At 49.6% G+C, this 11714-nt stretch carries 9 protein-coding genes and 1 pseudogene; 6 read left to right on the forward strand and 4 right to left on the reverse strand.

The annotated features are described in order from the left end of the window. The first annotated feature begins 77 nt into the window (after positions 1 to 77). Positions 78 to 1127, forward strand: a pseudogene (locus CPT76_RS09590) (L-dopachrome tautomerase-related protein). A gap of 270 nt (positions 1128 to 1397) precedes the next feature. Here the strand turns inward: CPT76_RS09590 and CPT76_RS09595 are convergent. From CPT76_RS09595 to CPT76_RS39295, 3 genes are all read right to left on the reverse strand, one after another. Further along, complete coding sequence (locus CPT76_RS09595; protein ID WP_181152763.1) at positions 1398 to 2132, reverse strand: DUF4241 domain-containing protein; 735 nt, start codon at positions 2130 to 2132, stop codon at positions 1398 to 1400. A 259-nt stretch (positions 2133 to 2391) separates the two neighbouring features. Next, a complete protein-coding gene (locus CPT76_RS39290) occupies positions 2392 to 2946 on the reverse strand; it encodes an MFS transporter (protein ID WP_258168239.1) in 555 nt (184 codons plus the stop codon). Next, positions 2904 to 3779, reverse strand: a complete 876-nt coding sequence (locus tag CPT76_RS39295) for an MFS transporter (RefSeq protein WP_258168240.1) — start codon at positions 3777 to 3779, stop codon at positions 2904 to 2906. Before CPT76_RS39295 ends, CPT76_RS39290 begins: the two co-directional genes overlap by 43 nt. Before the next feature lie 346 nt (positions 3780 to 4125). Between CPT76_RS39295 and CPT76_RS09605 the strand changes: the two genes are divergently transcribed. Then, positions 4126 to 4680, forward strand: a complete 555-nt coding sequence (locus CPT76_RS09605; RefSeq protein WP_258168241.1) for a TetR/AcrR family transcriptional regulator — start codon at positions 4126 to 4128, stop codon at positions 4678 to 4680. A gap of 111 nt (positions 4681 to 4791) precedes the next feature. Here the strand turns inward: CPT76_RS09605 and CPT76_RS09610 are convergent, their stop codons facing one another. Beyond that, positions 4792 to 5544 (reverse strand): SDR family oxidoreductase, encoded by a 753-nt coding sequence (locus tag CPT76_RS09610; RefSeq protein ID WP_105444022.1) that lies wholly within the window; start codon positions 5542 to 5544, stop codon positions 4792 to 4794. Between the two features lie 164 nt (positions 5545 to 5708). Here CPT76_RS09610 and CPT76_RS09615 point away from each other — a divergent pair, with 164 nt between their 5' ends. From CPT76_RS09615 to CPT76_RS09630, 4 genes are all read left to right on the forward strand, one after another. Next, positions 5709 to 6593 carry an AraC family transcriptional regulator gene (locus CPT76_RS09615; protein ID WP_181152764.1) on the forward strand — a complete coding sequence of 295 codons (885 nt, stop codon included), beginning with the start codon at positions 5709 to 5711 and terminating at the stop codon, positions 6591 to 6593. Between the two features lie 360 nt (positions 6594 to 6953). Next, entirely contained in the window at positions 6954 to 9443 is a 2490-nt protein-coding gene (locus tag CPT76_RS09620; RefSeq protein WP_258168242.1) for a winged helix-turn-helix domain-containing protein, read from the forward strand. A gap of 131 nt (positions 9444 to 9574) precedes the next feature. Next, on the forward strand, positions 9575 to 10975 hold the full coding sequence (locus CPT76_RS09625) for a GLUG motif-containing protein (protein WP_105442763.1): 1401 nt from the start codon (positions 9575 to 9577) through the stop codon (positions 10973 to 10975). 145 nt (positions 10976 to 11120) lie between these two features. Further along, positions 11121 to 11714 (forward strand): GLUG motif-containing protein (locus tag CPT76_RS09630; RefSeq protein WP_308737552.1); only part of this gene is annotated, 594 nt, incomplete at its 3' end.

Consider the following 11714-nt stretch of genomic DNA (forward strand, 5'->3'; position numbering starts at 1 on the left):
TTTGACTGGAGGAGGATATCATGACAAACCTTATGTTTACCTATAGGGAAAAAGTATTTTTGGGCTAGTTTGAGCTAGTGCATGCTTTTTAANGGGGCTATGCCTACAGGTGTCAGCGTTTCGGAAACCGGTCGATTTTTGTATGCTTTCCGAAATGGGGAGACGATGTCCAATTTACTGTGGCGGAAATTGTAAAGGGGCAGTTGCAGCCTTATCCCAATTTAGAAACCAATTTGGTTAATACTGCGAATATTACGATGTCTTTCGTCAGTGTCCAAAGTATCGTTGCTGACGGAAGAGGAACACTTTGGGTACTGGATACAGGGGCACCAAATTTTTCTGAACCTATTCAAGGGGGAGCAAAATTAGTTGCTGTTGATTTAAGCACGAACACAATAAGGAGAGTATATACCTTTACTGAAGATGTTGTTTTGCCAACAACTTATCTGAATGACGTCCGTTTGGATTTTCGGGTAGGTAGAGCAGGCTATGCATATATAACGGATTCTTCTTCCAGAGGGCCAGGGGCTATTATTGTTGTGGATTTAGAAAATGGGAACGCGTTTAGACGGTTAAATGGGGCAGTATCAACTTCACCTGATTCTAATTTTTTACCAAAAGTAGAAGGTAGAATTTTGAAGAATCGAAACCCGGACGGCTCAACTTCCCCTTTTAGAATGGCTTCCGATAGTTTAGCGATTTCTCTGGATGGTAAGGTTTTATTTTATGCTCCGCTAACCAGCCGTCAACTGTTCTCGATCTCAACAGAAGCCCTAAGAGACAGAAGGATACAGGACATGAATTTATCTCAATATGTGCAGTATTGGGGGGAAAAGGGTGCGTCTGATGGAATGATCACCGGCTCAAAAGGAACCGTTTATGCAGGAGACTATGAAAATAATAGCATCCGGAAAATATTGCCGAATGGCGCAATGGAAACCATCGCACATGATCCGAGAATTTTATGGCCGGATACTTTTTCGATTGGCCCCGATCAATACTTATATGTCATTGTGAATCAATTACATCGGCAGGCGAGATTTCATTATGGGAGAGACCTGCGGGAAAAACCATATAGTTTACTTCGGTTGAGAATTGATGAATTCCCTGCTCCTACCTTTTCATAGTCATCGTAAACGAGCAAAAGACTGGCTTTACTCACATTGTAAAATCATACCAGTGTATGTGAGGAGTAAGGAGAGGTGGTACATATGTAACAAGCAGGGGTAATCCTCTGTATTCACTGAAGTGATGAATATATCGAAGCTCGTCATCCGGAATTTTTGGTGGTGTGGCCTCGGTGAAGGTTACGCCCAGCAGTTAGCAAGAGAGGCAATAAAAGTTTCAGTGTGACGAGGAGGAGAACGCCTATAACGGTCGTTCTCCTTTGAACTGACTTACGTGTATGCCAATTGAATGTCAATAAACTGAACGACGATTTGGCAAATTTCACCTGCTTGATCGTATCCCCAATAAACCGGATAGGCGCCATCGCCAAATCCGGATTGGAACATGGGGATATGGTACTCGGTGTCGGGAATTTTCCAGTTTAGCCAATCGCCACCATTGCGTTGATACTGTGGATTTTCGCGATAACTCTCGTCAAACAGGGCTGCAAAATAATCATCGTAAAGATTGCCATCAGGATGTTCTTGATGCCACCGACTAGCAAAGTCGCAAAAAGCTTGATGCGCCTGCTTATCGCAAATACATGCCAGACCGGCATCTACATTGAAGCCAAAAAACTCTCCGTCCCCCATCCCTAAAATATCTTCATGTCCAATCAGAGCTTCCTCGAACCGGACGGCAGGAACATCGGAAAATCGCAGACGAACGGCGGCATAGCGGGCACAGTCACCATCCTCGTCCGGCTTTACCACACAGGCTTCGGCTGAGTAAGTTCCAACGGACGCCGTTTGGAAATAAGGCTGCTCCTCTATACTCCCCAAATAGCATAGCGGGTCGCGGACAAGAATTTGGCCGGTAGGAATGGAGGTGGGACCAAAATCTATAACTGCCAGCTGCTTGCCTGCCATTTCAGGCAAAATAAAATAATCATTCAAATCTACAGGGCATTTCAATTTGTCACGCTGCTTCTCCCACTGGGACAGCCATTCACTCGTTGGGATCATTGGCATTTACCTCCTGATATAGGCTTGTAAAAGTAGTGCGTTTTGAGGGTATTGAAGTTACAGGCATCAACACCAAAGTGGCATCCTCCCTATGTTAGTACAGCAACTCGACTTGAATCAACTGCCTAATGAAATAAAACTTTGAACATTCTCATGCTGAAGATCGAAGTTTAACCGCTTAAAAGCTGCGTTGCTGCGGCTTTACATGGTTAACCCTATTTAATATGGCTATCAATTAATGTATACCATATTAACTTTGCTAAGATGAAGATGACGATGTGGCTTTTGGGGCTATTCGTCTTAGGTACATAAAGGCACACAAATTGGATATAGCCGCCACCACGGCAAGCCCCCAGAATAGGTTGGCATACGTCTGGCTAGGCGGAAGCTGCTTCTGCCATTCCATTGCACTCGACATCACCGCAATGCTGAATGCGCCGCCGATAAACTGCATCAGTTGGTACAATCCCGTTCCTGAACCCAACTGAGAAGAGGGGAGTATGCACGAAATTTCATTAGAAACGCTGCTGCTAATGATAGCAAAGCCTAAATTCATCAGCATGTACACAAAAACATTGGCCACCCAAAAGTGGGTTCCCAGTCCTGCGAATAATACGGCCGCCAATAATACGAGCATCGGAGTCGTACGCAGCATTCTGCTGCTTCCCCGCTCGTCGATCATCGCCCCGACCCTTCTTGATAGCAATGTAGACAAAATAGCACCTGGAAAAATAACAAATCCGGCATGACTTGCACTCAAACCAAAATGTTTCAATAGCATTTGCGGCAGCAAAAAAGCGTTGCAAAGTTGCATAAATAGGCTAAGACCCCAGTTAAGGCAAGCATAAGATAGGTTCTGTTAGCTAATAATGACGGCAGCACAAACGGATGCTTCGCTCGGCGGATATGCAGAGTAAAGACGATTATCCCTGAAATTCCGATCAACAAGGCAACGGGATGATAGTTGGTGAAAAATAGCAGCAGACCTGCTGTACCTGCACTCAGTGTCAGTGCTCCCATTACATCGAAAGACCGTTTGGACATCGACTCTTTTGGAATAAAATACATAAGCAGCGGGGCAATGCACAACAGCGAGGATGTAATGGCAAAAAGATATTTCCAACCGAGATATTGCACCACAAAGCCGCCAATCACCGGGCCAAGTCCAAAACCCAGTGACACGGAGGACATGATGAACGTCATCGATTTCCCCCGGCGCACCTGAGGTATGTAACGAGCTAGGAGCACTATGGACAAGGAGAGTGCCGCCCCGGCCCCGGCAGCTTGCACGATGCGCGCAGTTAGCAGCACCCAGAAATGGTTACTCAGCATCGCTCCAACCGAGGCGCCTCCTGTCAAAACCAGACTAATGCCGAACAATCGGTTAAGCGGAACCAAATCAGACAACCGGCTGTAGGTGATCGAGGAGATGGCGAACATGATCGAATAGCCGGTGACGGTCAACGAAACGATAGATGAAGGCAGGTTATATTCGTGGCTTAAATCGCTTAATGCCAAATTAAACATGGCCGTATTCATCGTGACCAACACAACAGTCATGCAAAGCAACGTAATAATGAAGCCTTCACGGGGAAGCAAGAGAACTACATTTTTCTCGGTCTTCGTATTGTGGAGAGCATCCTCCATGAGATTTCCTTCTTTCCTTCTTAAATTGTGAGAGGTTACATATCTAGCGCTCTAATGCCTATTTCTACAGTCATTGAAAAACCCTCCTAAAACGTTTATTTACTCCAAACAAGCGAAAGCCTGTCATGAAATCAATTGGAGTCCGCTTTTTTCTCGATCATTGCATTTACGTCCCATTGATGAATGGCCAGCCCAGGGCTATTTCATTTTGGAATGGCTTGCTGTACAATAAAAAGAGACCGAAAGGTATCTTTTATATTATCAGGATTCTAGCAAATGACAAGGCCAGAATTGTATAATTTATTTAAATCTATTGAAATAAAAGAGGTTCATACGGGAGGAGCTCATGAAAAAAGGGGATCGAACACGGGAACATATCATTATGAAATCGGCTGAAATTTTTAACCAGAGAGGATATGCCGGCACATCGCTAAACGATATCATTGCCGACACAGGAATTAAGAAGGGGGGCATCTATCGACATTTTGCCAGTAAAGACGAGATAGCGCTGGAAGCTTACAATTACGCTGCCGGCATGGTCAACAGAAAATTTTCTGAGGCGGTCGACCAAGAGCAGTCTGCTTCAGGAAAGTTAATGGCTTTTTTTCATGTCTATGAGGATGTTGTAAACAACCCACCATTTATCGGCGGATGTCCTATGCAGAATACAGCTGTAGAAAGTGACGATACGCATTCAGAGCTTTGTGGTCGGGCAAGACAAGGTTTGCATACTTTCTTGGATATGATGAGAAGTATTATTCGTGACGGCATTCAAGCTGGGGAGTTTAGAGAGGATCTGGATGTTGATGCGCTAGCTTCATTTGCATTTTCCTTGTTCTGTTATAAAGAAGGGCGTACCGAAACCGCAACGCAGTGCAGTGGTACGTCCTTTTACTGGTAGCTGAATACCTGACTCACCGTATGTGCTCTAAAACTATTCCTTACTTTTGAACAATTTTAAGGTAACGATAAATGGTAGCTTCTGATGTTTTTAGTCAGCATTATCCGTTTCCTATCCTTGCGCTGTCGGGCGGACCACGATTTCACTGACATCCACGTCATGGGGCTGCTCAATTGCAAACGCAATAGCTTTAGCGATCGAGTAGGGGGATAACCCAATATTCTGATAAGCTTCGAGTTTGGCTTTCATCTCCGGGTCCCTTATAGCGTCCAGAGCATCCGATTGCATGGAGCCAGGTGTGCTTGTGAATCCGGGTGAAACGATCGTTACGCGAAGCTTATCGCCTGCTTCTTGACGCAGACCTTCTGAGATCGCACGAACGGCAAGCTTTGTCCCTGCATAAACTGACATATTAGGCAAAATGCGATAGGCTGCCGTGGAAGCAATGTTAATAAAATGTCCTGAGCCCTGATTCCGAAAAGTGGGTAGTGCCGCCGCTATCCCATATAGAACTCCTTTAATATTGATGTCGATCATGTCTTCCCATTCCTCGACCCGCAGATCGTCTAAGGGAGACATGGGCATGAAACCCGCATTATTAATTAGAACATCAAGCTTGCCGAATTTCTCGTGTGCCAATTGGACAAGGTTTGAAAGGTCTTCGGACTGCTTCACGTCAGTAACGAGATAAGCTGCCTTACCGCCAGACTTCTCAATCCGGTTAGCTATAGCTTCAAGCTGATCCGATCGCCGCGCGCCAAGTACAACTTGGGCTCCTCTCTCGGCAAGCAGCATTGCAGTTGCTTCACCGATTCCGCCACTTGCGCCTGTTATTACAATGACTTTATCTTGTATTCCGGACACACTCACCACTTCTTTCTTCTATAATATATGCCTCTTACACATTTCATTTTAAGAAAAGTGGGGGTTCAACCGGCAGACCATTCATGCCCGTTCCTTGCCTATTCCCGCCAGAGAAGTATAATGGGTTTAACTGATTTTTGAACAAAAGAGGTTGGTGCATAAACTTGAAAGAGCTTATTTCCGAGTTAGTCCAGTACATTGATCGTCTTACACCGATGGATGGCGTGCACAGTATGGCAATTCCTGAGCTTTATTTCAGACGTCAATCTCAGCAGTCAGGGCCAGTGTACAGTAACAGCCATCCTTCCCTTTACATCGTTGTTCAAGGTTCTAAAACGGTGGACTTGGCCGAGGAAAGATATGATGTGGAGCCAGGTAGCTATTTGGTCTCTCCGGTACATCTGCCTGTGATCGGACAAATTACTCAAGCATCGCCAAGCCATCCGTACCTAAGTTTACAACTGACCTTCGATCCGGATCTTCTTCTCGATATAGCGAAAACATCCAGTCCTTCGAAGAAGATGACGACTGAACGAGGAATCCTTCTCAATCCGTCTACCTCGGACTTGCTCAAAGCGGTTTTACGCCTTGTAGAACTTCTGGAGACCCCCTCTGATATTGAGGTGCTGGCTCCCTTGATCATTAAGGAAATATTTTATAGGGTTCTTCAAGGCGAGAAGGGAGAACTGCTGAAGCAATATGCCGTGATCGGAAGCTATGCTCAATGTATATCCGAAGCCATACAATGGATCAGAAATCATTATTCCGAGCCTCTAATCATTGAAGAGCTGGCTAAAACGGTCAAGATGAGTCCGAGGAGCTTGCATAGACATTTCAAGAAAGTAACGGCCATGAGTCCGCTTCAATATCAAAAGATCATTCGCTTGCAAACAGCAAGACAACTGCTGTTAACGGAAAACCTGGATGCAGCTAACGCGGGATTTCGTGTTGGGTATGAAAGTCCTTCACAATTTAATCGAGAGTACGCCCGCTTATTTGGACGTCCCCCGATAAGAGATATTCATGATTTACGTGAATTTTCCTTGTAGAGGATATCTGCAACAAGAACATACACACTTAACAGCCGCATTGATGCGGCTTTTTTTTGCGGCTCGGCGTTGTAGACGCCATAGTAGGCTGCGCTTCTGGAACAAATCCGTACTTTAAGGGTTCATAGCTAGTATACTCGAGATCCGTGAAGCCGCGATTATTCGTCTTTCTCCCGATTCGACATGTTAAAATAGAAAGCACGAATACGAAAACGAATCCTTCACTTGGGAAAGGACCAGACGATGACGACCGATTGGAATAACAACAACCCTGAGATTCTTTTATCAAAATTACGGATTCCCCACCTTCCTGTCCAATACGTGTCACGCCCACATTTGATCGAGCGATTGAATGAAGGCATGGCTGGGAAGGCGACATTTCTGACCGCACCGGCGGGTTACGGCAAAACGACCTTGGTCAGCGAATGGGCACGTCAATCGGACGTTCCCGTCGGCTGGCTATCGCTGGACGAAAAGGATAACGATCTGGTCCGATTTTGGCGTTATGTCACGACTTCTATCGAGCGGGCGATCGGAGAGTTGCCAAGCTCGGTCCATGCTGCGGCTGACGCGCTGAATCCTGGACAGGCCGAACCGTTTCTCGTGAATTTATTGAACGAATTGAACCGCCTGCAAAATCCGCTCGCGTTGATCTGGGATGATTGGCACCTGATCGTGGAACCGGAGATCGTCGAATCCGTTTCATTCTTCTTGGAATATTTACCTCCTTCCGTGTACCTTCTATTCGCAAGCCGTGCCTCAGCCAGTATTGTCAAGGCGAGATGGCGGAGCCGTGACTGGATCCATGAAATTGATGCCGATCCGATGCGATTCGATTTGCGTGAGACGGTGGATTTCTTCCGGATCTATTCCGGGCGGGAGCTGCGAAGGGAGCAGATCGAACGTTACCTCGCCGAGACGGAGGGCTGGGTGACCGGCTTGAAGTTAATTTCGTTATCTTGGCGTTACGGAGGCCGTACAGATGCCGGGAAGAGGCGCCATTCTCCGGAAGGAGGGAGCTTGGAACAGTATTTGTTGGAGGAAGTGTTCGAAGCTTTGGACGAGCGGACTCAGCGTTTCTTGCTGGATGTGTCGGTTCTGGAACGCATGAACGGTCCTCTGTGCGAAAAGGTTGGCGGAGGTAACGGCTCGGTGAAGCTCGCGGAGTTGGTAGACGTCGGCCTGTTTCTCGTCCCGTTGGATGACCGTAGGGAGTGGTACCGGTTCCACCACTTGTTCGGAGAGTTTTTGCGGAATCGGCTAGAGCTCCAAGATCCCGTCAGAACGAACGCCTTGTTCCAAGCCGCCGCCGAATGGTGTGAGGGACAGGAGATGCTTGAGGAAGCGGTCGGTTATTATTTGGCCGGGCAGCGGTATGAGGAAGCCATGCGCTTGCTGGAAAGGATGCGCAGCGTCATGATCCGCCGGGAGTTCCACGCAATCCGGTCCTGGTTGCAAGCGATTCCTGAGCAGATGTTGATCCAGCGACCCTACTTGTTCTTTTCGTATATTTTCTCGCTGTTATGGTCCCATGATGTTGAGAAGGCGAACCGGTATTTGCTGCTGGCCGAGCAGTATTATGAGGAAACCTCGTCCATGTGGGGAGAAGGGGAAAAGAACCGTTATCTGGGTTACCTGTATTACGTTCGCAATTTCAAGGCGACCCAGTATGACATGGACATGATCCGAGCGCTGGAGTATATCCGTTTGTCGCTCCGACATAGTCCCGAAGGAACAGATTTAATTTTCGCGTCTCCCTATATGCCACTGGCTCCATCAGTTTTCCGCTCGTATAACGGCAAACGGGGCAAGCATCTGCCCAGGGGCCTGTCGGACGACTTTTTCGCGAGCATGATCGAATTCATGGGACGGATAGGCTTGCAGGACTTGACGGTGATTTGCTATGGGGAACTGCTGTACGAACGGAACGAGTTGGAGCAGGCGGAGAACTATTTGAAGCAAGGACTCGCGGGCAGGAGCCATAAAGCCTATCAGCCGGAAAAAGCGTATGTCCCCGCAAGCCTATTCCTGTCGCGGATCGGAAGAGCGAAGCAAGACGTCGCCCTGGCGGAGAAGTGGCTGGAGGAGGCTTGCGCGAGAGCGCAAAAGGAGGAAGCCGATGCAGCGCCGATTCTCGTCGAAGCGGAGATGGCCGCTTTGCGGCTCGAACAGGGGGACCTTACGGAGGCCGTCCGATGGAAGGAACGGTACAAGCTCTCCGCGGACGATCCGGTGTCCGTGTATCAGTTGTTCGTTTACGTCTTCCTCGTCCGGGTGTTGATGGAGACGGGTGAGCGGCAAGAGGCGTGGGAGTTGTCGGAAAAGCTGTTTTCCATCGCGGTCAAGGGCCATCGTCCGATGGATACACTGGATCTGCAGATTCTGCAAGCGATGATGCTCCATCGCGGGGACAAGACGGAGGAGGCTCTGCTCAAGCTGGAAGAGGCGTTAGGGTACGCTGAGCCGGACGACTACGTCCGCGTGTTCGTCGACAAGGGCAAGCCTGTCGCGGAGCTGCTCGCGGAATACGTGCGGCAGCGCCAAAAAGGGAATATCCGAGACCGCAATGCGCCCTCTCTCACTTACGTCCGCAAACTTTTGGCCTGTTACGGCGGAACGGCCGATCCGCTGAATATCCCGCCAGCCGCTCTGGAGACGCTTCTGACGCCTAAGGAGTATGCGATTTTCCGCCACATGGAAGTGGGCATGGACAATGCGGCGATCGCAGCAACGCTCGAAATCAGCATGGGCACCCTTAAAGCGCATATTAACCGCATTTATAGTAAGCTGCAGGCGAAAAACCGCTTGGAGGCGATAAAGCGCGGACGAGAGCTGCGGGGTGACCGCTGATTCTTCCAAATTCGATCTAATCTTCTATAACCAAGGCTATAACCGCGGTTAGATTCAATAGCCAAAAGGATCTTTTATAATTTCTTTTGAAAGACTATTGATTGAGAGAAAGAAAGGATCGGATGGATGGTATGAAGCGCGTTTTCTTATGGTTAATGGTTCTGCTGCTGGCATTTGATATTCTTCCAATGCCCATCTACGCGGAGTCAGAGGGAACCGACATGGCCGGCAGCGGGTCTGCGGAGGATCCCTTTATTATCACGGGGCTGGATCAACTCAACGCCATGCGCAACGATTTGTCGGCACACTATCGCCTTGCCGCGGATATCGATGCGTCGGATACGGCGAATTGGGACGGCGGAGCGGGCTGGAAGCCGATCGGGGAGCGGGGTAACGGTGACGAATCCGAGCAGTTCACCGGAGAGTTCGATGGAGCGGGATACGTTATTCGTAATTTGACGATCAATCGCCCCTCCGAGCAGGGTGTCGGCCTGTTCGGGATGATCGGCACGGGAGGGGTGGTCCGGAATCTCGGTATTGAAGGCGGCTCCGTCATCGGCAGCAATTTTACCGGCGCGCTGGCGGGGAACAATAATGGGACGGTCGAGCGAGCTCATGCAAGCGTCGATGTCACGGGATATGGAGGGGTTGGAGGGCTGGTCGGTTATGATTACGGCCATATCATCTCTTCCTACGCAACAGGCAACGTAAGCGGTACTAACGATGTCGGGGGATTGGCGGGTCGCAGCGACAGAACGATAACGGAGTCGTACGCAACTGGCAACGTAGTGGGGGAAAATGACGTAGGCGGACTTGTCGGACTGCTGTTTGGAGGAAACTTGACTCGGTCCTATTTCTCCGGCAAAGTTATGGCCCGTGGCTATTACATAGGAGGGCTCGTTGGAAGTCTGGACAGTGGAGACGTAAGTCAATCGTACAACATCGGTTCCGTCAGCGGAGACCGTGTCGCCGGCGGAATTGTTGGCATCTCGGTTTACGGACATATCGGTAAGACGTATACCTCCGGTACCGTTACCACTGCGTCAGGCGATGTCGGCGGAGTACTCGGTGCCAATAACGGCGCCATGATGGAAAATAACTACTGGGATTCGGAGACTTCTGGCCAGAGCAGCGGTTGCAGCTATAACAACGATGATTACGGAGTAGAATGCGTGGTGACCAAGCTCACTACCGCACAAGCCCTCGGCCAAGCGAGCTATACAGGGTTCGACTTCGATGCGGACTGGTTCATGGTTGACGGTTCGACCCGGCCGTTCCTCCGCTCGGAATGGTCGCAGACGATCAGCAACGTTCACCAGCTTCAGTTGATGGCGATGGATCCGACGGCGAACTATACGCTTGCGAATAACATCGATTTCGGCAATCTCTTCAAGGACGATAGCCGGGCGGATATGTGGGGGACGAGCGACGAAGCAGGAGCCGGATTCGCTCCGATCGGCGATTCGGCGCTCGGGGCCTTCACCGGCCGGTTGGACGGCCAGGGGGTATGCGGTCCGCGGCTTGATCATTAACCGCCCTGATTCAGGACAGGCCGGTTTGATCGGTTACCTCGGCGATGGTGGCCTCGTCCGCAGCATAGGGGTGGATGGCGGCAGTATCCGCGGCTCATATTCCAGCGGCGGATTAGTCGGGGATAATCGAGGAGGTACAGTCGAATTGTCCTATTCGACGGCTGACATAAGCGGCGGAGATAATGTCGGAGGACTGGTGGGCAATATGTATCCCGGCGTCGTCAGGCAGTCCTACGCGACAGGCGCCGTCACTGGCACGTATGCTGTCGGTGGACTGGTGGGCCGCGCTGATCTCGGGAGCTTGATCGAGGATGCTTACGCCATCGGTTCCGTCGCGGGGAAGTCGGAAGTCGGAGGGCTGGTCGGACGGCATGTCGCCACGATCAACCGAGCCTATGCCGCCGGACGCGTATCAGGCTCCGGTTCGGAGGTCGGAGGGTTAGTTGGGAGGGATTTCAGCCCGACTTCCATCGTAACCTCGGGATACTACGATGCCGCAGCGACAGGGCATGGAGGCGGTCAGACGACAGCGTCCATGAAGCGGAAGTCGACCTTCGAGAGCTGGGATTTCAGTGGGAACTGGACGATTGAAGAAGGGAAAACGTATCCTTTCTTACAAGGAATTAAGGCGAATATAGGCCGGGACGCAGCTCCTCCGGCGGTCGTGAATATACGGATCGAACAGCCGGATAGCATCCTGCTGACGTTCGATGAAGAGGTGAACTTGCTGTCTGCAGGA

It is taken from the genome of Paenibacillus sp. AR247 (genome assembly GCF_002968895.1).
GTDB classification, from domain to species: domain Bacteria; phylum Bacillota; class Bacilli; order Paenibacillales; family Paenibacillaceae; genus Paenibacillus_AQ; species Paenibacillus_AQ favisporus.

What these genes read in the sequence shown, in the direction of transcription:
- CPT76_RS09605 (WP_258168241.1), top strand. Translation starts at nt 4,126, where the DNA reads ATGAAAAAAGGGGATCGAACACGGGAACATATCATTATGAAATCGGCT.
- CPT76_RS09625 (WP_105442763.1), top strand. Translation starts at nt 9,575, where the DNA reads ATGAAGCGCGTTTTCTTATGGTTAATGGTTCTGCTGCTGGCATTTGAT.
- CPT76_RS09595 (WP_181152763.1), bottom strand. Translation starts at nt 2,132, where the DNA reads ATGATCCCAACGAGTGAATGGCTGTCCCAGTGGGAGAAGCAGCGTGAC.
- CPT76_RS39295 (WP_258168240.1), bottom strand. Translation starts at nt 3,779, where the DNA reads ATGGAGGATGCTCTCCACAATACGAAGACCGAGAAAAATGTAGTTCTC.
- CPT76_RS09620 (WP_258168242.1), top strand. Translation starts at nt 6,954, where the DNA reads ATGGCTGGGAAGGCGACATTTCTGACCGCACCGGCGGGTTACGGCAAA.
- CPT76_RS39290 (WP_258168239.1), bottom strand. Translation starts at nt 2,946, where the DNA reads ATGCAACTTTGCAACGCTTTTTTGCTGCCGCAAATGCTATTGAAACAT.